This window comes from Staphylococcus lugdunensis (genome assembly GCF_002901705.1).
Taxonomy (GTDB): Bacteria; Bacillota; Bacilli; order Staphylococcales; family Staphylococcaceae; genus Staphylococcus; species Staphylococcus lugdunensis.
In genome coordinates, this window is sequence record NZ_PPPV01000012.1 from 1,134,471 (window position 1) to 1,158,786 (window position 24,316).

Sequence of the window (24,316 nt, forward strand, 5' to 3'; positions counted from 1 at the left end):
CCTTCATTATTTTGTGTATTTAATCTTTTCTCCATCCTGTATACGCCCTTGAAAATGTTTGATTCTACAATCAATTTCAAATCCACGCATAATTAATCCTTGTAATGGAGCTTGAATAACATAATATATTGGCCAAAATAATCGCGGAATGTAATCATATAAATGTACAATAACCATTTGGGTTCCTTTTAATTGTCTAAATTCCAATTTGCCCTGTTTTTTCAAATTTGGATGTACTAGACGACCTCCAACAAGGTTTAAAGTAATCATGCCATCTACTTCTGCACCAATTTTTATAATGGCAAGTGGTTTATGTTTAACTTTACCATAGATAATGTAATTATCTCCTTCTTTACACGTATTAACAAAAGTGCCTTTTGTATTACCTAGCCAAGTCATAAAATAATCTACTAATTGACTCAGTGTCCATTTTTTTGGCAAAACAATATGCATTGCATTTCTGACATCGTCATACTTAGAAACTTGTAATTCAACGTTAATATGTGGCCGTTTGACTATGTGCTCTGTTTGTTGTACGTTAACACCGTATGCGCTCAGACGCTCCACCGTTTCTTTGTCAAAACGACTACCAGTAATATATATAATAGTTGCCACGCTTGTCTTGGCGGCAGCACGTCCAAAATTATCAGCGGCAATTAGGTTTAAATCTCTCGCTGTTGCTTGTGTTAGCTTTGCTGAATGTTTATTTGGATCAATGTAGAAGATAGCGATGTCCATCCCTTCCATTGCACTTAGGACATCTTTATAATTATATATATCTTTCTTTAACCAAGTAATACTTTCAATTTTTGTCTCTTGAGGGTTTGGATATTTAGATAAAGCATATAAAGTTGCCTCATGTTCAATGGCAGTACCAATATGTTTACCTAAAAAGCCACTCCCCCCTGCAAGCAATACATTTGGTTTCATCTTAATATCCCCTTTAACAATCACTAAAGATATGAGCAATTATACTTTTAATATACTATACTATAGTAGAACGATAAATTCTAAACGATTGGAGGTCTACTATGGCTCCTATTATACGCGAAATAAGCATTAAAGATGTAGAAAACTTCATACAACTATTGTCGACAGTATATGATGAATCTGAATTCACATTATATAATCCAGGTGAATATGCTCCTACCATTCAACGTGCAAGTAAAAACTTAGAAAAATTTATAACATCTCCGGCAAATACGATTTTCGTGGCCGAACAAGATGAACAACTTGTTGGCTATGCCTTTGTAACTACAAAAAATTATGAACGTACAAAACATGAGGCTATTATATCCTTAGGCGTAAAATATTTATATCAACGTAAAGGTATTGGACAAGCCTTGATAAACGCTGCAGAAGCATGGGCATTAAATCGTCATATTCGTCGTCTTGAAGCTTCTATAGTTCCAGAAAATCAAAGCGCTGTCATATTGTTTAAAAGTTTAGGTTTTATTATTGAAGGCGAGTTGAGAGATAAGCTGTTCATAAATGGTAAATATTATAGCAAGTATGTGTTGGGCAAATTGTTAATTTAGTCCGTAATACCTATATAGCGTTAACGTGTTTTATACTATGATAAAGTACCACTGCTGAACCATATAATTTTATACATAATATTTAAATACGCTATAACGCCACGACCTATAATGTACTTTTTGGTCGTGGCGTTAACTCTTATTTATCATTACCTAATCGGAAATACAATTATTGTTATCATCATTCGATAGGTAGCAGATTAACTGTATTATTCTCTGGTGTATGCGTGTCTAAACTATGATTATTGCCTCGTTCAACACCTGATGAAGACGTATTTCGACTTAGAAATAGCAATACCCGCTTCATGTTTTCTTTAGATTCCGGCTTTTCTAAATGAAATTGATATTGATGATGTAAATGATGTGTACCATCGTAAAAAAGTGTCGTAGTAGGTACATGTTTACTTTTAAGTTTACGGATAAAACTTTCATTTTGGCTGTAAAATGGATCGCCGTCACCTACAGATAAATAAGTGGGAGGAAATTGCTTTGTCACTTGCTGAATCGTCGACATTTGTGAAATATTTTTAAAATCTGTTTCCCAATTGGCAGAACCAGTATAACTGCGCATAAACATTTGAATACGAGGAAATTCAGTTGCACGTACCGTCTGCATATTATAAAAGCCACCGAAAAAGATTGCTCCTTTTAACTGTTCTGGCGTGAATTGTTGTTGGAAACCCATTTCTTCACGCAATTTATCATTTGTTTGCATTGCAGTATATTGACTCATTAATTGGGCACCTGCCGAGTCCCCACCTAATATGACTTGGTCAAAATCAATTGGGAAGTCATGTTGATTATCTTTCATAAATTTTACCGCTGCATCCATTTGTTTTAACGGTGTTGGATATTTATAGTTAGGTGCTAAAGCATAATTAACATTTACAACGACATAACCCTGTTCAGCAATTTTAGAAAGCAATGGATTTTTATACTGCTTATCTCCTGCAACAAACCCTCCGCCATGCATCCAAAAGATGATTGGTAACTTGCTATTTTCATTAACTGTTTCAGGTGTAATGATATCTAATTTGCTATTAGGATAACCATGGCTATAAGTAATATCCGTAAAGACTTGGACATTTTTATTATTAATCTGTACTTTATTGTTTGTTCTATGATTATTTTGGTCTGAATCGTAATGATATTTTAAGTCAAGCGCAACCAAACTACCAATAACTAACACGCATATCAACGTAATCCAAGACCATTTTCTAGTCTCTTTCATTTTCTATCCCTTCATCCATAATCAATAGACTTCTTCTACTCAATTTAACATTGTAAAATTAAAGCAACTCGCCTTTTTCATAGTGACGAATTGCTTTTAAGATTAAAACAACTTAATTTAATTGTAAAGCGTAATTGCCATGATTCTTTACGCAATATGTTTTTTATTGTCATTTTTACGTTTAAAATATTTTATAAGTACTGCAACAACAATAAATAATCCTACAACTCCCATAATATTATAAAGTGAGTTAATTAAATCAGCAAAGCCTACGAAGCTTAAAATATATGCTGCAATCATCATGATTATTATAAAAATATGATACTTCTTACTGTACGGTTCAGTAAAACGTGCAGCAAATGAATAGCATAAACCTAATATCGTATTATACATGACAGCTAACATAATTATTGTCAATATCAATCCTAACCAAGAATTGATTTCATTAGCTAGGTTTAATGTAGGTATTGCCGCATCTTTAATATTTGGATATTCTGTTTGTAAAGCAAAGTTAATAAGTGCTAACAAAATAGTATAAACAATACCTCCAAACATTGCACCTGCCCCTGAGACGTGACGTTTTGAAGCATCACCCCCGATAGCTACAATGGTACTAAATCCAACAGCAAATGCTAATCCTCCGTATTGTAAACCTTTTAATATGCCCCAAACGATACTTGTTTTAGGAACAACTTGATCAACTTCATTTAAAGGTACTGTGCCTTTAAATAAGTACACAATAGCGATTAACACGACCATCACAATTAAGAATGGCGTTACTATTCCTAACGCCTGTACGATTTTATTGAAGTCTAAAAGTAATGTGCCGTAGATGACCAGTGTCATAATTAATGCACCAAGCCATGTAGGAATCCCAAAACTCTCAGTAAATGTAGATCCTGCACCTGCAATCATTGTAACTGCAATACCAAATAAGAAAAAGACAAGAATATAATCGAATATTTTACTAAACTTTTCACCAAAAATGTACTGAAGCGTTGATTCATGGTTTGTCGCTTCAAATGCTGTACCAATTTTAGCTACTTGGCGCCCAATGAATCCTAATATTAAACCAGATAAAACTACACCAATATATGACCATAAACCATAAGGTGTAAAGAATTGCATAACTTCTTGACCGGTTGAAAATCCTGCACCGACAACAATGCCGACGTAAGCGAAACCTATTTTAACAGCTTCTTTATTCAGCCCCATGTAAATAATTACCTCCTTAAAATTTAGACATTGAGCATTATAACGTACTGATTGCAATATGCAAGTATGCATAAAGTTGTTGTGACGGTGCAAATCAGCGTTATTGCCTATGCTAAACAGCAATAGAGCTCGTTGTAATATTACCCATTTTTTTGTTATGTAGTGCATCTTTGCTTCTGAATTTCTAATTAACCTTAATACTATAACAGTAAACACACGAAAGTAGAAGATAAGATGCAAACCGTTTTCAACAAAAGAAAAGCCCTAAACTCATCAATTGACAAGTTTAAGGGTTTTCTAACGCAGCTTAAATGATATTATGAATGTGCATCTTTATAGCGATTTAATTCGTTGAAATCTACAACAACGTTATCCATACGTTTAGCTGTCTCTTTAAGAATATTTCTTGCCACACTATTCGATGGATCTAATTTCAATATTTGTTTAGCTACTTTAAGTGCTTTTGCATCTGAAATGACTGGCTCAGGAATTGCATGTAGTAACAGCATTTGTAATAAGCTTTTCACTTCTTTACCTTCAGTTAATTGAATAGATGCTTGTGCATGATAATATGCAGAATTCAACGCACCTTCTGCTTCACTCAATGGGTAAACAAGTAATAAAAATGCTAAATCATGTAATTCAGCTGTTTCTTCATCTTTTATCATATCTAAAATGCACGTATAAAACATCATGCTTTCAACTTCATGTGCACTTGAGATATATGCTTCTTCAAATTCTAAATAATCTGCTTCGGACATTAATTCTCTTACAGCATCAAAGTTACCATTTAAAACTAAATTCTTTATTTGTTCTTGCATACTAATGTCCTCCTTTCACAGACGGACTCATTTTCCTTAGTTTAACATAAACCTTACATTTTCGCATGCACTATGCAAAAATTTCACAGTATAACTTTTACATTTTAATTTTATAATTAAAATGTTGATTTTTTGAATGAATATTGTTCAATATCATTTAATATTTTGTCAACAGTTTCTCCCATTGACAAATTTACTGTTGCGGTAAAACTACCCTCCACAATTGGCGCATTCACTTTATAAATATGAAAACTTCCACCATATGCCTCAATTGCTAAGTCTAAATTCATATCTGCCGATCCTAAGTCATAAAAACACAATGCATCTTCTTCTAATTGATTCAGTATTGTTAAAATATCGTCTGCTGACGTTCCATACTTATGATTTTCTCCACCATATGCAATAATATTAACATCTTTTGAGATATCCTTCAGTAAGTCTTTCGTACCATTTGCAATCGCTTCACTATGACTTACCAAAACAATTGCTGTCATAAGTCATCTCTCCCTGCATTTAGTATTTTTACCTTCTGCCATCTATCACAAGTTGTATTACTATAAATTATATAAAATATTACATATGAAATGCCAACATTAATTGTACTTTTCCACTTAAAACCCAACAAGATTCTACCTTCCGTTTTGACCAGGTCATATTCACTTATAAAATATACGATACATGCATTAAAATCAATCTTTCATCATTGTCGAATTTTCATTTTAAGAAACAGCTTGATATATCATTTATGGCTATATAAAGGATGCATAATGTTTTAACTGCATATCACATATTTACTACAACTACTACCAACACATAAATATAAGGAGCGGTACAAAATTCATTATGAATTCGTAATCCCGCTCCCAGCAACATCAAGTTATCAATCGTAATGTAATTTATCAAAATATAAAAAAGCAAGCACATTGGCTCATTAATACTTTTACAAATGGTATTAGCTGTATTGACTTAGCTAAATATTTTACCTTTTTGATTCATTCCAACACGAATTTTATTAAATAGATTTAGCTTTATACATTAAAAATAAGAAATAAGGTGCACCGATAATGGCTACTACAATGCCTGCAGGTATACCTGTTGGTTCTAAAACTAATTTACCAATTGTATCTGAAATAACAAGCAAGAACGCACCTATTACTACTGCTATAGGTAAGAAAAGTTGATGTCTTGGACCAACAATTGTCTTAGCAATATGTGGCCCCATCAAGCCAATAAAAGCAATCGAGCCAGCAACAGCTACGGCAACTGAAGAAAGTATTACTGCTACAAAAAACAACACGATTCTTTCACGTTCTAATTTAACACCTAAGCCTTTTGCAATGTGTTCATGTGTGTTAATTAAATTTAATTCATTAGATTTAAATAATAAATAAGGTAAAATAATCACAATCCATGGTAAGAATGCAAGTACAAATGCCCATTCGTCTCCCCATATACTTCCTGCAAACCAATTCGCGATGAACTCTGACTGATCTTCATCAAATTTAGAAGTTAACGTAATCGAGCCGCCATACAATGCTGCTTGCATTCCAACACCTACAAGCACCATACTCGATGGCGTAATGCCATCTCTTTTATTTAAACTAAATGAAAAAATTAAAAGTGCAGTTGCTACACCACCAATAATACTAATGAGTGGTAACACATAAATGAAATTATCTGGATCAACTTGCCCTATAGAAACAAAAATGGCAATGGCAAAACCGCCACCAGCATTAATACCTAAAATACCTGGTTCTGCAATTGGATTTTTAGTAACACTTTGAATAATCGCGCCACTCATACTTAATGCGGCGCCTGCTAAAATAGTAATAATCATTCTTGGAAACCTAAATTCCATCAAGATAAGCTGGTCAGTATATTCTCCAAAACCAAATAACGTCTTAAAAAAACGATCCATAGGAATTTTATATTCACCGGTCGAAACACTTAGGGCACATGCAAAAAGTAATAACACCGTGATGATAATAAATGTAATGATTTGTTTACGTCTAAGTCTTGGATCAATCATATCGAACGCCCTCCTCTTTTAACAAGATATAAGAAGTAAGGTACACCGATAAATGATATGATTGCACCCACTGGAGCATCTCCTAACATGCGCGCTACTGTATCCGCTACAATCATCAGCAAACCACCCATAATCGCTGTCAATGGCAATACTTTAGCATAATCCGTACCAACTAAAAATCGAACTATGTGAGGTACCATTAAACCAACAAATGCGATTTGCCCTACCATAGAAACTGCCACACCAGCAAGTACCATTGATAAAATTAAACTTAAGCCTCTAATCAGCGTTACATTCTGACCTAATCCTTTTGCTAAAGATTCACCTAGGTTTAAAATCGTCAACTGCTTACTTATGGTTAACATCACGATGATTGCAACAATAATGATCGGACCACTCCACCATAATTGATGCCACGTGGTACCTGATACACCTCCAGCTGACCAAAACGTCAACGATTGATTTAATCGAAATACCAATGCTATCCCTTGACTCAAAGCCGTCAACATTGCACTGACCGCTGCACCAGCTAAAATAATGCGCATGGGATTAAATCCGTCACGTCTTGACCTACCAATCATCAAGACAATCAATCCACCTATCATAGCTCCCAAAAATCCAGCCAACATCATGATTAAAAAAGGTGCACTTGGATAAAAAGCAAACGTTGTTGCCAATCCAAATGATGCACCTGAATTTAAACCAATTAAGCTAGGGTCTGCCAATCCATTTTTAGTTACGCCTTGAATGACAGCACCAGCGACTGCTAAAGCCATCCCAACAAGGACAGCACCTAAATCTCTTGGTATACGAATTTCACTAATAATATTATGCTGCTGATTATGTGGATTATAATTAAAAATTGCTTCCATGATAGTGCCAAAATCAATTTTAGCATCCCCTATTAGGATGGAGCATAATAATGCCATTATTAGCAATATTATTGTCGCTATCAAATAAACAATAAAACTGATTCTTTTCTTACTTACTTTGCTCGACATAAAAACGTATCCTTTTCAAAATATCTTTATGAGTATGTTTTATTAAACAAATCATAGGTAACTAATAATGGTTTGCCTGTACGTGGATCTTCACTTAACACAACATCAATATTAAACACCTGTTCTAAAATTTCCTTTGTAAGTACCTCTTTAGTTGTACCGTTTGCGACGATTTCCCCATCTTTCATAGCAATCAAATGGTCTGAAAAGCGAATAGCCTGGTTAATATCATGTAAGACCATCACAATGGTACACCCTTGTTCTTCGTTTAAACGCTGAACAAGTTCTAAAATTTCTAACTGGTGACAAATATCTAAGTATGTTGTAGGTTCATCCAAAAATATAATGTCGGTTTTTTGTGCTAAGGCCATTGCAATCCATACGCGTTGTCTTTGTCCACCACTTAAGTCATTAATTGAGCGGTGACGGAAGTCATATGTTCCTGTTACAGTTAATGCCCAATCAATTTCTTTTTTATCTTCAGCTGAAAGACGACCAAATCCTTTCTGATGCGGAAAACGGCCATATGAAACAAGTTCACCTACCGTTAAACCATCAGCTACTTCTGGAGATTGTGGTAAGATTGCAATCTTTTTAGCAATTTCTTTTGTTGACTGTGTATGAATACTTTCACCATCAAGTATAATTTGTCCTTTTTTTATCGACAGTAATCGAGATAAAGCTTTCAATAACGTAGATTTCCCACATCCATTTGGTCCAATAATTGATGTTATTTTACCATCAGGAATTTCTACATCAAGGTTATTAATTATCGTATGATCACCATATCCAATTTCAACTTGTTGTCCATTCAAGCGACTCATAATTCCCCAACTTTCTATTTATTCTCATTTATTTCTATTCTATATTTTAATTGTCACAACGCAATTGATAATCATTATCATAAAAGCTATTATAACATCTTTACAAGTTATTGACTAACAAACTTTTTTATTTATACAAAATGGTTGAGACATCAATATATTTTAGGCGATGAACACTATATTGACAGTAGTTGACTGAATTGAAAATACGCTTATACCACGCTTTTTTCATTCCTAGTCAACCTTGCCGGGGCGGGACTACGAATTTATAATGAATGCTGTCCCGCTCCCAACAACAATCATGTGGGATTCAACAAATATAAATAAGCACTACGTGTTCCAACATAGCATGATTATTGTGCAAAACAATACAACCTTTGTTAAGAAGTTCGATTTCTGTTCTATTCCTTTGATTATTCTTCGACAAGAAAACCATTCCCATAGACATCACGCACATCGTGAATCACTAAAAATGCATGATCATCAATACGCTTAATAATGCGCTTTGCTCTTGACACTTGCGTCTTACTGATGACCACGTACAAGACATCTTTTTGCTCTCGTGTATAATACCCATGCCCATTTAATATGGTCAGGCCTCTTCCTACCTGCTCACCAATTGCTTTAGCTACATCTTCAGACTTACTTGAAATAATGGTCATTGCTTTTTTTGTGTTTAATCCTTCAATGACATATTCCATAACTTTAGTACCTATATAGAGTGAAATAACAGTGACTAATACCATTTCTATTGGTAATACTGTTAAAGAAATCAGCACCACAATTAAATCAAAAAAGAGCAAAGCATAAGGTGTACTAACGTCTAAATATTTATTAGCAATCCGTGCAAGAATTGTTGTCCCAGCAGTTGTTCCTCCGGCTAACACGATTATCCCAATACCAAGTCCCACCGAACCACCACCAAATATGCAATTAATAATGATATTTGACGTTTTAATATGCCAGTTTTCAGTTAATCCTAAAAATACAGAGATTAATATGGTTGCCAAAATGGTTAAATACGTGCTTCGTTTACTTAGAAACTTGTAACCTGCGATGATTAAAATAGCATTAGCAACAAAATTAGTCACTGCCGGCGAAATATGAAAGGCATAGTAAAGTATGATTGCCATACCTGTCACACCACCTTCACCTAAATTACCAGAAATAATAAAGGCATTCACACCAGCAGAAAAAATAAAAGAACCTATAATAACAAATACTATATCTCTAATAAGTTTATTCACTATACTCATCCCCTCTGCAATGTCTTAGGTAAAAGCTGTAATATATAAACATCATACGAGACTTTATATGAAATTTAAACCTGTGATGATTAAATTTTCTAAAAGTTGAGACTAAAGTCGCTACTTTTAGAAAATAAGATATAAAAAAAGCGAAAGCAAAGTTCGTTACTTCTTTGCTATTTCGCTCTATTCTTTCTTAATTAATTTACAAGTCAACCGAATTTAATATAAATTACGTAAGTATATATTTCATTGAAGCTTAGAATAAAAAGATTAAAAGTGCTGTAGCGATAATTATGATATTAAATAAATTGATAAAAACGCTAATGTAGCAATGATTTTTCAAGTCATCATTGTATCGATAATAAATACTATAAATTATAGATAATAGTAATAACAGTAAACTTGTTGCACTAAAGGTAGCAACAATGTAAAATCCATAACTACTTAACGCATCTCTAAAGATAAAAATCATAGTTAAAACGATGATATAGTTAAGGATATTAATACCATATATTACACGTTCCATATCATATTCACCCACTTATATAAGTGTCCTATATGTACTTTTTATCGCCTTGCTTAAGCATTTTTTACATAATCCTTTCGATTATAATTATAAACATACCCTCTATATAACTACAAGTAGTATGAGCTTTTCAACACTTTTATGATGCACTTCATTTTCAGTTCTATACTTCTGATAACTATTCATTATAATTATTAAAAACATAAATACTATGCGTGCCATAAAATCAAGTTAAGCAATGAATTTATAAACAAATTTAAATTTTCTGAATTTTCTATTCACATTTTAGTTCTCTTCTGTTATAATGTGTATAACTTCTTATTAAGAGAAGTTATCTCCTTTGTGTTGTTTATATTAACAAACAAATTTTGCTCGAAGTACTGTGACAGTACCTAGTCCTTACCGTTACAAGTACATTAATATTCATTTCCCATAAAAACCAAGTGCAAAGAGTGTGTCCTTACTGTTCGTGCTTGGTTTTTATCTATTTACTAAACATAAGTACACCCCAATACTATACATTTAGTCATGTAATAGCATAGGGGCTTTTTATTTTTCATTACCAAGCAAATAAGCCAACAAAAGCAGCTGTTAATAATGACACTAAAATACCAGATAATAACATCATAGGCACATATTTAGACACAAAATCTGATGTCTTCTTATCGACAATGCCTTTTAATGTTCCAATAATCATTCCGATTGTCGAGAAGTTTGCAAAAGATACCAAGAATGTTGAAATCACTGCACGTCGATGTGGACTATATGTATCTATGACACTCGAAATTTTCCCCATTACAACAAATTCATTTGTCACAATTTTCTTAGCCATATCTTGTGCCACGTGCCAAGCTTGGTCTATTGGTAACCCTAATAGTAGCGCAAATGGATACATAATTGCACCTAGTATTTGGTCTAAACCAAAGCTAAATTTGAAGCCCATCCAACCAGCAATTAACCCTGTTATAAGATTAATAAAACGATCAAACAAATCTGCTAATGCTACAAAACTAATTACAAAGGCGATAATAATCAGTACTAACTTGCCTGCAGCTAAGACAGAATCGCCTAAAAATGAAAAGAACGGTTGACGTTCTTGTTTATTCGTATTAATACTATAGATAATATCTTCCTGTTCTTCAACCGTCACTGGATTGAGCAATGACGTTACAATAATAGCATTGATAATATTAAGCGGTATTGCCGTTAAGACTAAATCTCCTGGAATCATGCGAACGTAAGCGCCAACAATAGCTCCAGAAATCGAACTCATCGACATCATTGCTACGGTTAACACACGCATTTCATTCATACGCTTTAATTGCTCATTCGAAACAGCTAAAGCTTCTGTATTACCTAAAAACATCATTTCAACACCAAAGAATGATTCAAACTTTGGCTGACGCGTAATTTTTGCTAGTAACCAACCTATGCCCCCAATAATTTTAGGTAACACGTTAAAATACATTAAAATATCAAATAATGGCACAATTAACAAAATAGGAAATAATGCACTGACTGCCATGTCCATCATTTTCCCACTCACAAAACTTTTAAAGGCAAAGCCAGTTCCTTCATTCGCTGATTGAATAACCCAAGCTATCGCGTTAGCTAAACCTCTAACGACTTTTCTTCCCTGTTCAAAGTACACAAAGAACCATGCCAAAAAGAGATTAAGTGCAACTAATATTCCTATTGACTTCCATTGAATATGTTTCCGATTGCGCGAACATGCATAAGCAATGCCTAAAAATACAAATAACCCTATAATATTGATAATTAAAAACATAAGGCACCTACCTTTTTATTTCACCTTAGATGAACAATCTAAGATGAGATTTTGAATACACTTTTTAAAGTAAACATGTAAAATATCTGTAAATTCTACATGAAATATTATACCACGGGCTTACCATAAGAGGATATGACGTTTTAGCAAATTCATAATTACAACAAAATAGCATTCAGTATATAAATTGTTTCTAAACAAAGAAAATGGCAATTTCTACTTTGTTTTTAATAGAAATCGCCATTTTTTTATTAATATTATATTTATCGTGTTGTAGATCTAGTATTTTTCTTGTATTTAGTGATAATTTATCAAATTTTATATAAATAGCTATTGACTGAGGCAAGTCTTCTAGGAAATTGATATCCATCCAAAGTTATGATAGCACCCTTGAAAATTAAGACAATACTATAAATCATTAATATAAAAACACCCTAAATGAATTCTGACAATACATTTAGGGCGTCTCATTCTATGATTAATATTCTAAATTTGATTGGCGATTAATTATACTATTGATGACGATGAATATCATTATAAATATGATCACCAATAAACTGTGAAGCATGACCTTTCTCAAGTGAACAAAAGTCTTGATAAAACTTCTCAATTTTATCTTTATAGCGTTCTTTATGCTTATCAATGTGTTTGAGTTCTTCAGCTAATTTAAATTCATCAGTGATAATTTCTCCTGGTAAATCATTCATATAATCCATATAGAAGCCACGAAGGCCTTTATCATATTTTTCAATATCATAAGCAAAGAAGAATTGTGGTCGTTTTAGAATACCATAATCAAACATAACAGACGAATAGTCGGTAATTAAGGCATCTGAGATTAAATATAGTTCTGAAATATCATTGTAATTAGAAACATCTATCGCGAAATCTTCATATCCATTTAAATCTAAAGCATTTGCAATTAAATAATGCATACGCAATAAAATCACATAGTCATCACCGATTTGCTTTTGTAAGTTAGCCAAATTGATTTTTAAATCAAATAGATATTGTCCTTTTTTGACAAATTCATCATCTCGCCAAGTCGGTGCATACATGATTACTTTTTTATCTTCTGGGAGATTTAAATCTCTCTTAATTTGATTTAGATAATCTGTATCATTTTGACGTGTGACTAAGACATCATTACGTGGATATCCTATTTCCCAAATACGGGCCTCATCCATCCAAAAAGCAGTTTTAAAGATATTTGTAGAATATCTATTTGGAGACACTAAATAATCCCAGCGTGAAGCTTCAGAATAAAAGTTCTTCTTATAATTTGCTGTTGTTGTTCCTGGCATTCTGACAACTTTCATATCATTAGCCAAACGCTTAAGTGGTGTACCATGCCATGTTTGAATATATACTTGGTTTTCTTTTTTATTTAAGTACAGTGGTAGACGAGCATTAGAAACCCAATATTTTGCTTTAGCATATGCTTGATAATACGCCCTAGAACCTTTTTGCACTTTAATAGCATTTCCTGGAATGACAGTTTGTTCTGGTCTAGTACAAACCCAAATATAATTTAACTGTGGGTAGTGTTGTTGCATATATCCATAAATATATTTCGGACTGTCACTATAATTTTTACCACCAAATGATTCAAAGACAATTGTCTTGTCATCTACAATATCTTTATCATCTGTCAATTGATATCTTGAGCGTTCTTTCGCTTTGCTATTAGTAACAATATCTTTGACTAATCTCGTTTTTTTACGTAACTTATTGATATATTTCGCATGGTCCACATCATTCATAGCAAGGAAAAGCACTTCAAGATTATAAAGTAATTTACCATCTCGAATAATATTCCATTTCACTGCTTTAACCACTTTAATTAAACTGTCTTCCAATGCAACATAACGCACTTTTATATCTCTTAATGATGGATCAAATCCTTGTTTAATTTCATTTTTCATTTTATCTATTAAAAAGCTTTGAATTTTTTTATTATCAGTACGTTGCATCGCATCGAAAAAGCTCTCCACATAATCATCAAATGTCAAAACAAAATCTTGATCACTTAATGTATTGCCATTAAATGGATCATAAACTTCTCCACGATAATAAAATGGGAAGTCAAAAACTCTGACAAAATGTTCAGCGTATTTCAAATATTCCAGTGTAAATGACATATCTGTAAAAATTCTTAAACTTTCATTGAATCTAATGTGATGGGCTTTAATAATAGCTGTTCTGAATAATATATTACAAACTGTATGTTTTCGTAAAAAAGAATTAGGATTTGTTTGGTGTGATAAATACTCTAAACGTACTTTATCTTTATCAACGTACTGTGGTCGATGATTGGTAAACTTATGAATGGGAGCAATCAAGCCATCAAGTCCATTCACATGGTTTAAATAAAAGTCTATTGCATAGCTTGCTAATTGGTCATCCGCATCAAGGAACATCACATATGGGGTATCAACATAGTCTAATGCCACATTTCGTGCATGTGCATGCCCTGAGTTATGTTCGATTTGAACGAATGTCACATCTTTATCATACGTTGCTAATTGCTGTTGTAATATTTCTGTCGATGCATCTATTGAACCGTCATCGACAATAATGATATCAAAATCTTGATTTCTCTGTTTTTTTAAACTGGTGATACAATCACCAATATGGTCTTCATTGTTATAATATGTCACAATAACCGATAATTTATTCAATATGTTTCGCTCCATTTTACTTTAGTTACTTATCTCTTGGATAAGTTTTTGATAGTTTTTTACCGCTGCAGCTTCACTAAATTTTTCACTTAATTTTACATCTTCACGCTTGATATTTCTAACTTTTTCTATTCCATTAGCAAAAGCGGTCACGTCGCCCGCATCAATTAATAGCCCATTTTCACCATCAATAATCAGCTCACTAGGTCCATACCGAACGTCATATGATACCACAGGGCAACCGTTATGAATACTTTCCATAATCGTCATGCCAAAGCCTTCATATTGGCTGGTCAGCAATGACGCTGTAGCATGTTGAAAGACACGCTCTGGCTGATTTGTATGCGTATTAAACACTACATTATCACAAATACCTAATTCAGTTGTTAAGTCTTTTAAAGATAACACTTGATTGTCAACATCTTCTCCATAAATATGAAGTTGACTATTATATCCTTTAGCCAAATATTGTTGGAAAGCATGAATAAGATAATCGAGCTGTTTTTCTTTAGCAATCCTGCCAATAAAACAGAAGTAATCATCAACTTTCTCGGATGGTTCGGTCAATAATTGATGTTGAAAATGTGGAATCACTTCAATCTTATCATCACTTATATTAAATTGTTGCTGAATATCTGCCTTTTGATAGTGAGTCAACACAAGATATTTATAAATAGACGCGCTATTTTCTAAAGCCAAACCATAAGACTTTCGGATTTTACCATGTTCAAGATGATTGCTATGAAGTACTAAAATACGTTTAATATTATTTTCACACTGAATCAATGAACGATCTAATAGTCGCGCATCATTGAATACCACGCTGCCATCTGACAAAACATGATTAAAATAATAGGTAAACATTTCTTTTTCAGTATTAAAGACCCGTCGAGACTTATGCTTTGGATAATAAATAATTTGAAACAGTTTATTTTCTTGATCATTTGAAAAATGTTTTTCTAAATAAAGCGTACCCTTTTTTTCATAGTATTGTTCTTTCAACTTGAAGGTGTTTTTGGGGTTATACGTGACGATTCTGTGCAGTTTACCGTTTACAGTGTAGTCTTTACGTTGAATTTTAACTTTCGTTTCAGTTGCAAGTAACTCCTCTGTTTTCATTACGTTAGAATGCTTATAATATTTTCTAGTCATTACGTGTTGTTCATGTTGATAATAGTTAACCGTATTTCCCTTTACTTTAGAAGTCAACCCAGGTATTTTAACTGCGGTTTCCTTTGGACCTCGGTGTAATAGTGACTTCGTTTTTGGTTTTTCTAACAATTTATAATCTGCTAGCCAATCATAAATATTATCAATCTTCAAATTTTCCGTAATAATCCCTTGTTGTTTGAATTTATCATACACTTTTTTATAGTTAGGATTATAGTTTGTGGTCAATATTGTCGATGATTTGTTCAATTTTTCCTCTAAAAATTTAATTCTTTTTAATAATGATTTCGTTCTTCCACCATGCACTGGCGGTAAGGTTGAAGTCACCGTATATAACACATAATCTCCTCCAATATATCAAAGCATCACGCACAGTGATTAACGTCTGCATCAATAGCAAAAAATTTGCAAGTGATATAAAAGCCATTATAGCGCCAACTTCATATTGTCATCTTAACTTAAGATACAAATGAATTTGACGCTATTTAAAGTCGGTATTTTTGTGTCTCAACTTTAATCATCTTTGCTTTAGATATAGTTAAATTAGAGTTGATTATTTCATATTCATAAAATAATTTCAAATTAAATCTATTAATTCGTAGCTTAAAGATTGTTTATCATTTCATTGTTTTAAAGTCTAGCTCTAAAATTATTCTGATAAATTTTGAGTCGTAACAAATTTACGATATTTGTCATGCTCAGCCATTAGCTCTGAATGCGTACCCTCACCAGTTACTTGGCCTTGATCAATAAAGATAATTTGTCCTGCCTTTTTAATTGTCGATAAGCGGTGAGCGATTACAATCGTTGTACGTCCTTTCATGAGCACTTCTAACGCTTCTTGAATTTTTTGTTCACTTTCACTATCTAGATTTGCTGTGGCTTCGTCTAGTAATAAAATATCCGGATTTTTTACAAAGCTACGTGCAATATCGATACGTTGGCGTTGACCACCAGAAAGCTTAAGACCACGTTCACCTACTAACGTGTCATATCCATCATCAAATTGCATAATAAAATCATGACAATTAGCTAACTTACTATATTCAATGAGTTCTTCATCAGAAATTTGTCTATTAATACCATATAAAATATTATCGCGAATGCTCCCACTCATCATGGAGTTAGACTGCATCACATATCCTATTTTATTACGCCATTTAGACAGTGAGATATCATAAATACTTTGGTTATGATACTTGATATCTCCCCCATCAATATCATACATGCGCTCTATTAAGTTGAAAATCGTACTTTTACCAGAACCTGATGGACCTACAAAGGCACTAACCTGACCTTGTGGAATACGAAATGATACATCCTTCAATATATCCTTTACATCATATTTGAATGTCACATGATCAAATGTTAATTCTCCATCGTCAACGATGTTAATCGCTTCTTCGTCAGTGATTTCAGTCTGTTCGGTTGGCTCTTGCATAATTTCATAAATTCTATTACTAGCACCTACTGCTTTTTTGTAATCGGTAACTAATGTCGATAAATTTATCAATGGCATAGATAATTGAATCACATAAAAAATCATCGCAATCAATGTTCCGGCAGTGATGGCACCGCTGGCGATACGTATGGCACCAAATCCTAAAATGACAGCAATCGTGATTAGCATAATCACACTCGAAATGGGTTGAATAACTGCTGTAATCTTAGCTTGTTTTAAACCTAAATTATAAATAGATTGCAAGTTTCTGTGCGCGTTATCTAATTCTTTTCTCTCAGTATTAGATACTTTAACTAAACGCATTTCAGTTAATACACGGCCTAATAAACCACTAAAATTAGCAATTTCTGTTTGTGTATTTTTAGAAATATGTTGCATGATACGACCCAAAGGCATGATGATCGCAATAAAAATTGGAATCGTAATAAAGGTTAATAATGTCATTTGCCAATCCATGATAAATAGCATGATGAGAGAACCCACGAGCGTTAGAATTGATGGCAACAAATCAGGTAATTTTTGTGAAATAAATTCATTAATTACCTTTGTGTCATCTGTTAAACGACTCATAAGCTGACCGCTCTCATTTTTATCAAAAAATGGCATTTTTAGTTTAATAATATGTTCCCACAACAAAGAACGTATGGCGTAAATTACTTTTTCACCAATTTTACTTAGCAAATATAGGCCGATACCACTTAACAAAGCATTTAAGATGAAAATGCTACCAAAAATGACGGCAGTACGCCAGTTAACACTACTCATTGAAAATTTATCAACCATCTTACCGGTAAATAGTGGAATTAATAAACCACTAATGCTACCTAAACTAGTAATAATAACTGCTCCTATAATCAACCCAACTGGCCAATTAAGTTTTTTGAACAGGAAAAATAATGGATTTTGTGCTTTCATGCTTTTACCTCTACAATTTTTATCTTATTTATTATGAAGCTTGCTATTTTCTGTTATTTTGACTGTTTTCAATCATTTCTTATTTACTATCACAGTTTATTGTTACTATAACATTGCTAAGCTCTGAGTTCTATAGTATTAGTATAATACTAATATTAAAAAAACACACATTTAATATTTTTTTAAATTCAATAAAGTACTAAAACATCTTAATTATCAGATTTATAGTTTTATTAAAAGTATATTCGTGGTAAAATGTGAGCATTCTAACTTCAAAGAAAAGGACTCAATTTATGAAAAAAATTTTTATAATACTTATATTGGTGCTTGTTAGCTTTACTCAGTTTACCCCTTATCTATTCGCTGCAGAGTCGGATGCTGTGTTAAGCCCAAGTCAAATCGCTACCCAATATGGCTATACTGGCATAACTGCTGCATACGATCCAGAAGGTGCAATTAATGTCAGTCAAACTGGACAAATCTTGTATAATTACCATGGAAATAAAAAATGGTATCTTGCCTCGATGACTAAGCTTATGACGATGTATTTAACATTAGAAGCTGTCAAAAAAGGAGACTTATCGCTTGATGATAAAGTGAAAATCACACAAAATCATTATCGCATGTCAACGTTACCTGAATTAAGTAATACAAAACTCTATCGTGGAGAAGTGTATACCATTGCAGAATTACTACAAATTACTGTATCTAATTCAAGCAATGCAGCTGCATTAATATTAGCTAACAAAGTATCAGGCAACGTCACTTCGTTTACAAAGCTTATGAATAAAAAAGCTAAAGAGCTTGGAATGACGCATACATATTTCACTAACCCAACTGGGGCAGAAAACACGCAACTGCAAGAATTTGCACCTAAACTAACAACAAATGATAATAATTCAACATCTACAGCAAAAGATTATGCAATTCTTGATCAACATGTCATCGCAGATACACCGAATATACTTCACTTTACAAAACAACTCGCACCAACGCAACACGGTGTAACGTATTATACATTTAATCATTCATTAGAAGGTGCTAGCTTAAGCTTACCAGGAACAGATGGTTTAAAAACCGGTTCTAGTGATATTGCTAATTACAACCATACTATTACAACAAAACGTGGTAAGTTTAGAATTAACCAAGTTATTCTAGGCGTAGGTGATTATAATAATCTCGGTGGCGAAAAAGAGAGAAATAAAATGGGCAACGCTATAATGGAAAGTTCGTTCAATCAATATGCATACAAAAAAGTACTTTCTAAGGGCGAACATAATATCAATGGTAAAACATATTATATCAAAAAAGATCTTTACGATGTTGTTCCTAAAACATTACACGCTAAAGACTACCAATTTGTCATTAACGACGGTGAAGTCCATTTAGATTACAAACGTCAATTTATTTCTAAACAATACGGCCCACCAACCGTTCAAGTTCAGAAACCTATGATTCATAAAGCAGATACCATAGCTAAAAGCACATGGAGAGATCATCCAATCATAACATCCACCGCTATCGGTTTGCTTATCATTGCCATCGCACTGATTGTTTACCAAGTTATAAAACGTTTGTTTAAAAGAAAATAATAACAACCTAGGATACCTAGTTTAAGGAAGCGGGACAGCATTCATTATGAATTCTTAGTCCCGCTCCGGCAAGGTTGACTGGATTGAAAAAAGTTTGGCATCCGCGTATTTTCAATCCAGTCAACTACTACCAATATTTAGTTCATAGCCTAAAACATAATAATGTCCTAGACCCTCTTCATTATTTTTATATTAAGTGCCATTGCGAAACGCTTGAGGGAACAAGACAACTTCAGCCACCAATATGAAGTATTGATTATAAAAGAAGCACAAAGACGATTGTAAATTTCAAATCATCTTTGTGCTTCTTTAAGGATTTATATCTCTAACTTTTTATTTTGCATCTTTACCATAAAGCTCTTGTTTAATTTGCGTTGTAGAAATGCCTTCTGTACGTTTTAAATAAACTACTTCGCATTTATCTTTTAAGAAATCAAATTCGCCTTCCCAATCATGACCCATAACAAATGTATCTATCTCATAGCGCTCAACATCTGTTTCTTTTTGACCCCAGTCATTCTCTGGAATTACTAAATCTACGTAACGAATTGACTCAAGCATCATTTTACGTTGTTCATAATCATAATATGACTTTTTATGTTTAATCTGATTAAATTCATCTGAAGAAAGTGCCACAATGAGATAATCTCCCATTTCTCGTGCTCTTCTTAACAATTCAATATGGCCATAATGTAATAAGTCGTAAGTGCCATAAGTAATGACTCGTCTCATGATATGTTAAACTCCTTATCCTTAACTAAAAATTTACAATCTTAATGTAGCATAAATAATTTCTTTACACCATCTTTTAGATGTCACTTTATAATTATTGCATTATTTTTTTAATAACTTCTTGATTCTCTGTTTACTAGTGAAACGCACTTTTTTAGGGGTTACACTAAATTCAAAAGCCAATAAACGCTTAGGTCTTCCAACGCCAACTTCTAACAACGTTTGTCTCCACAATTTATAAGTTTCTTTAGTCCAATGCGATGCACCCTGTTCAACAGCTTGAATCACTCTAAATAAAGCATCTCCTGAATAATGCGTATGCTGCATATCTCTAATATATTGAATGATTGCTTCAATCACAGTTATATCAATTTTAGGATACTTTAATAAATAATTTTGGATCAAATAACTAACAATGAGATTATCTAAACGATGGCTATAATATATCTTCTCATTATCTAATAATAGAATTGACATCATTCTAGAACGTACTTGTCTAGCATCATTTAGATAAGGTAAAAATTGGTCTGCAATTTTAGCAGTAATAGAGTCTTCTCGTTCATTATAGCCTAATACCACGTCTGGAATTAATTGAATATCCCTAGCCTTTAAGAACACACGCCCCATAAATGTATGTTCTTCACAGTAGACGACATCTTCATCAAAGCGCTCATTTTTAAATTTAGCACTAAATAACTTAGCACTTGGTCCGATTGACTGTAGAACTTCCGAACATTCTGCTAATGTAACCCGAGCTTCTTGTTTTAAAACTTCATGCGTAGGAATATCACGCCAATTCCCTTCTTTTCCTCGTACCATTTGTCCGATAACAACATCCGTATCTTCATATTTGTTAAAATAGTGCACTAGTTTGTCGATACTTCCTGATAAATATTGATCATCCGCATCAAGGAATAAGAAGCCCTCGATATCGGCAGACATGGCTTCCAGTGCAATGTTTCTACTCACAGCGGCACCACGATTAACTTGTTTTATAATTTTCATATTTTTTACTTCTTTTTGGAGTGCTTCTAATACTTCATGCGTAGCATCTGTAGATCCATCATTTACACATATAATTTCAACATCATGCGTCGTATCAATAGATTTTACTGCCTGACGTATTGTTGTCTCAGCATTATATACAGGTATGATAACTGCTATTTTCATTTTTTCACCAACTTATCAATAAAATTCATCAATAACATTAAACTCTGTGTTGAATTATAATCATGCCAACTCTCAAATAACGGTTTAAGTTGTGTACTATCATTCTTCAATTTATTAATTATCTCCGCTTCATCTGTCACTTTGTAAACTTCAGGAATCGTCCAATAAAATTGATTTAATCCACGCTGATCATGATATTCCGTTTCATCATAAACATAAAATAATGTTGGTTTGTGTAATAAACTTGCTTCAATGGGCAATGAACTATAATCACTGATAAGCACATCAGCCATAATCAATAACTCTTGCGTAGATATTCCTGAAGATTGATGGACGATGCTTGGATGAAATTGACTAATCACACGATACTCTGGCAATGCTTGTTCAATCTTTTCACTGTTTATTTTGCGATTGTTGCCATGGTCTTCACGATATGTAGGAACGTAAACGATGAGTTTCTTCGTTATCCCATGCTGCTGTTTGAGATCGCGCTGCCTTTTTATCATATCCTGCTGTTGATAGTCTACTAAACGAGGCAGCCCAAATTTAAGCATTTGTGCTGCCTGCGCATCAAACGCACCTTCAAAGCACTTCCCCATTTCTTCTCCACCAATAAGATAATAATCTGTCGCATCGTAAACTTTTTTATATTGTGTCACCATTTGTGTGTTTGCAGTATCTACTTGATGATCTTGGAGACCAAATAATTTAAGAGCACCTGATGCGTGCCAGGTTTGAATAATCGTTTGGCCTCTTTTTTTTCGATAACCACCTAACATAAGATAATACGTATCTATTAATATTACCCTAGCTGAGCTTAATGCTTTAATATGTTGAATGACACCTTTATTACCAGCAATTAAGTAGTTTAGATGACCTAATGACTCAACCTCTTGTTGATATTTTTTAGGTCCAATAACCGTAATTTGATATGACTGTTGCACTAACGCTTTAATGATGGGCATCATATCTTCATAAAAAGTCATAAATACAACAATATGTTGCTTATTCACTTTTACAGGAAAAAACAACATATTTAAGCTACGAATAATGGCCATATAGAGTTTCTTGATTAAAATTCTCATAAGTCACCGCCAAAAATATAATATGTTTAAAATTATAAATGATTCTACAATAGATAGAAAATAAAAGCTGTACAATATGTCATAACTATTTCTTAGAAACAAGGCACGATTTTAACGTAATTCTTTTGTTGGAACCCAACTTCTTTTGCTTGTGGAATTTCTTGTCGAAATTCTCTTTGTTGGGGCCCACCCCAACTTGCCTTGTCCGTTGGCTTTCTTTTGGAAAGCCTCTTTGTTGGGGCCCCAACCCCAACTTCCTTTGCTTGTGGAAATGCGTTTCGCATTTCTCTGTGTTGGGGCCCCGCATTTTTTAGGCTGGGACATGTTTGGATGTCTCAGCCTAGTGGATGTTGATTATAGGAAGTCTGCAAAGTGATCGCGATAGCGTTTATGGAGTATTGATCCAACGATGAAGAAGAATAGTATGACTATTATATTGTATACTAATAATCTCCAATGCTGAATAAAGTACCATTCATGGAATAATATTGCGGCACGATAAGATTGAGCAATAAAGTAGACTGGATTTAATTTCATAATATTATGGATAATGCCACTCACACCGTGGTCTTTCGGCATCCATAATATAGGTGACATATAAAATAAGATCCTCATAATCGCTTGCATCATCATTTGTGTATCTCGAATTAAAATCCCAAGTGTCGATGTTAATAAAGCTACGGATGCTGTAAAGAAGAACGCAATCGGCACATAAATCAACAATTGTATGATATGAATAGATGGATAAATCCCTGCACCCATACATGCTAAAATAATTAATGTTAACAAGCCAATGTGTCCATAGAACTTACTCGTCACAATATATGTTGGAATAATAGATAATGGAAAGTTCATTTTAGCAACTTGATTAAATTTTTGAGAGATAGAACGCGTACCATCTAATGTTCCTTGATTGATAAAAAACCACATACTAATACCCACTAATAACCATAGTACGAAAGGCACGCCATCAATAGGATTGTTACTTCTAATTCCTAAACCAAACACAAGCCAATAAACCATAATTTGTAACGCTGGATTTAATAATTCCCATGCAATTCCTAAATAGTTATTATGGTTAGAAATTTTAATTTGGAATTGTGCCAAACGTTGAATTAAATAAAAGTTTTTTATATGCTCTTTTAACACAGTTAAGACTGCTGACATCGTATAAACCACACTTTCAAACGTATTACATATTTCTATTTTTACTTGACTGTCCACTGTTATTTGCGCATGCATAACCTGTGTTACACACTCATACGATAACCTGTAGTTGTAAACA

At 33.2% G+C, this 24,316-nt stretch carries 21 protein-coding genes; 2 read left to right on the plus strand and 19 right to left on the minus strand.

The window, feature by feature from the left end; translation table 11 throughout:
• Window positions 1-6: 6 nt before the first annotated feature.
• Window positions 7-930: a Rossmann-fold NAD(P)-binding domain-containing protein gene (locus CD041_RS06130; protein WP_070647834.1), complete on the minus strand. Its 924-nt coding sequence runs from the start codon at window positions 928-930 to the stop codon at window positions 7-9.
• 101 nt (window positions 931-1,031) lie between these two features.
• On the opposite strand from CD041_RS06130, the gene CD041_RS06135 reads away from it, so the two are divergent.
• The gene (locus tag CD041_RS06135) at window positions 1,032-1,538 is read left to right on the plus strand and encodes a GNAT family N-acetyltransferase (protein WP_002459811.1); all 507 of its coding nucleotides are present in this window, start codon (window positions 1,032-1,034) and stop codon (window positions 1,536-1,538) included.
• Window positions 1,539-1,719: 181 nt separating this feature from the next.
• Here CD041_RS06135 and CD041_RS06140 read toward each other — a convergent pair whose 3' ends face one another.
• From CD041_RS06140 to CD041_RS06205, 13 genes are all read right to left on the minus strand, one after another.
• Complete coding sequence (locus tag CD041_RS06140) at window positions 1,720-2,769, minus strand: alpha/beta hydrolase (protein ID WP_060795731.1); 1,050 nt, start codon at window positions 2,767-2,769, stop codon at window positions 1,720-1,722.
• A 147-nt stretch (window positions 2,770-2,916) separates the two neighbouring features.
• On the minus strand, window positions 2,917-3,984 hold the full coding sequence (locus CD041_RS06145) for a YkvI family membrane protein (RefSeq protein ID WP_002479394.1): 1,068 nt from the start codon (window positions 3,982-3,984) through the stop codon (window positions 2,917-2,919).
• 317 nt (window positions 3,985-4,301) lie between these two features.
• The gene (locus tag CD041_RS06150) at window positions 4,302-4,805 is read right to left on the minus strand and encodes a hypothetical protein (RefSeq protein ID WP_002459814.1); all 504 of its coding nucleotides are present in this window, start codon (window positions 4,803-4,805) and stop codon (window positions 4,302-4,304) included.
• 116 nt (window positions 4,806-4,921) lie between these two features.
• Window positions 4,922-5,299, minus strand: a complete 378-nt coding sequence (dhaM, locus tag CD041_RS06155; protein ID WP_080606629.1) for a dihydroxyacetone kinase phosphoryl donor subunit DhaM — start codon at window positions 5,297-5,299, stop codon at window positions 4,922-4,924.
• Window positions 5,300-5,817: 518 nt separating this feature from the next.
• The gene (locus CD041_RS06160) at window positions 5,818-6,834 is read right to left on the minus strand and encodes a FecCD family ABC transporter permease (protein ID WP_002493018.1); all 1,017 of its coding nucleotides are present in this window, start codon (window positions 6,832-6,834) and stop codon (window positions 5,818-5,820) included.
• Window positions 6,831-7,835: a FecCD family ABC transporter permease gene (locus CD041_RS06165; RefSeq protein ID WP_002459817.1), complete on the minus strand. Its 1,005-nt coding sequence runs from the start codon at window positions 7,833-7,835 to the stop codon at window positions 6,831-6,833. Before CD041_RS06165 ends, CD041_RS06160 begins: the two co-directional genes overlap by 4 nt.
• Window positions 7,836-7,861: 26 nt before the next feature.
• Complete coding sequence (locus tag CD041_RS06170) at window positions 7,862-8,659, minus strand: ABC transporter ATP-binding protein (protein WP_070647833.1); 798 nt, start codon at window positions 8,657-8,659, stop codon at window positions 7,862-7,864.
• Window positions 8,660-9,072: 413 nt separating this feature from the next.
• On the minus strand, window positions 9,073-9,915 hold the full coding sequence (locus CD041_RS06175; RefSeq protein WP_002459819.1) for a YitT family protein: 843 nt from the start codon (window positions 9,913-9,915) through the stop codon (window positions 9,073-9,075).
• Window positions 9,916-10,165: 250 nt separating this feature from the next.
• Entirely contained in the window at window positions 10,166-10,435 is a 270-nt protein-coding gene (locus CD041_RS06180) for a hypothetical protein (RefSeq protein WP_002459820.1), read from the minus strand.
• Between the two features lie 559 nt (window positions 10,436-10,994).
• A complete protein-coding gene (locus CD041_RS06185) occupies window positions 10,995-12,224 on the minus strand; it encodes a NupC/NupG family nucleoside CNT transporter (protein WP_002459821.1) in 1,230 nt (409 codons plus the stop codon).
• Between the two features lie 512 nt (window positions 12,225-12,736).
• Window positions 12,737-14,905, minus strand: a complete 2,169-nt coding sequence (locus CD041_RS06195) for a bifunctional glycosyltransferase/CDP-glycerol:glycerophosphate glycerophosphotransferase (protein ID WP_080606630.1) — start codon at window positions 14,903-14,905, stop codon at window positions 12,737-12,739.
• Window positions 14,906-14,926: 21 nt separating this feature from the next.
• Window positions 14,927-16,414 carry a glycosyltransferase gene (locus CD041_RS06200; RefSeq protein WP_080606631.1) on the minus strand — a complete coding sequence of 496 codons (1,488 nt, stop codon included), beginning with the start codon at window positions 16,412-16,414 and terminating at the stop codon, window positions 14,927-14,929.
• A gap of 310 nt (window positions 16,415-16,724) precedes the next feature.
• Window positions 16,725-18,452 carry an ABC transporter ATP-binding protein gene (locus CD041_RS06205; protein ID WP_002479400.1) on the minus strand — a complete coding sequence of 576 codons (1,728 nt, stop codon included), beginning with the start codon at window positions 18,450-18,452 and terminating at the stop codon, window positions 16,725-16,727.
• Between the two features lie 293 nt (window positions 18,453-18,745).
• On the opposite strand from CD041_RS06205, the gene pbp4 reads away from it, so the two are divergent.
• On the plus strand, window positions 18,746-20,044 hold the full coding sequence (pbp4, locus tag CD041_RS06210; protein ID WP_080606632.1) for a penicillin-binding protein PBP4: 1,299 nt from the start codon (window positions 18,746-18,748) through the stop codon (window positions 20,042-20,044).
• A 333-nt stretch (window positions 20,045-20,377) separates the two neighbouring features.
• On the opposite strand, the gene tagD is transcribed toward pbp4, so the two are convergent.
• The 5 genes from tagD to CD041_RS06235 form a co-directional block, all read right to left on the minus strand.
• Window positions 20,378-20,776, minus strand: a complete 399-nt coding sequence (gene tagD, locus CD041_RS06215; RefSeq protein ID WP_002459827.1) for a glycerol-3-phosphate cytidylyltransferase — start codon at window positions 20,774-20,776, stop codon at window positions 20,378-20,380.
• Between the two features lie 102 nt (window positions 20,777-20,878).
• Window positions 20,879-21,946 carry a glycosyltransferase family 2 protein gene (locus CD041_RS06220; protein ID WP_070815386.1) on the minus strand — a complete coding sequence of 356 codons (1,068 nt, stop codon included), beginning with the start codon at window positions 21,944-21,946 and terminating at the stop codon, window positions 20,879-20,881.
• Window positions 21,943-23,031, minus strand: coding sequence for a teichoic acid glycerol-phosphate primase TarB (tarB, locus tag CD041_RS06225; RefSeq protein WP_002459829.1), 1,089 nt, complete (start codon window positions 23,029-23,031; stop codon window positions 21,943-21,945). Before tarB ends, CD041_RS06220 begins: the two co-directional genes overlap by 4 nt.
• 92 nt (window positions 23,032-23,123) lie before the next feature.
• Entirely contained in the window at window positions 23,124-23,315 is a 192-nt protein-coding gene (locus tag CD041_RS12145; protein ID WP_062078620.1) for a hypothetical protein, read from the minus strand.
• Between the two features lie 70 nt (window positions 23,316-23,385).
• Window positions 23,386-24,198 carry an ABC transporter permease gene (locus CD041_RS06235; protein ID WP_002492956.1) on the minus strand — a complete coding sequence of 271 codons (813 nt, stop codon included), beginning with the start codon at window positions 24,196-24,198 and terminating at the stop codon, window positions 23,386-23,388.
• Between the last annotated feature and the right edge of the window lie 118 nt (window positions 24,199-24,316).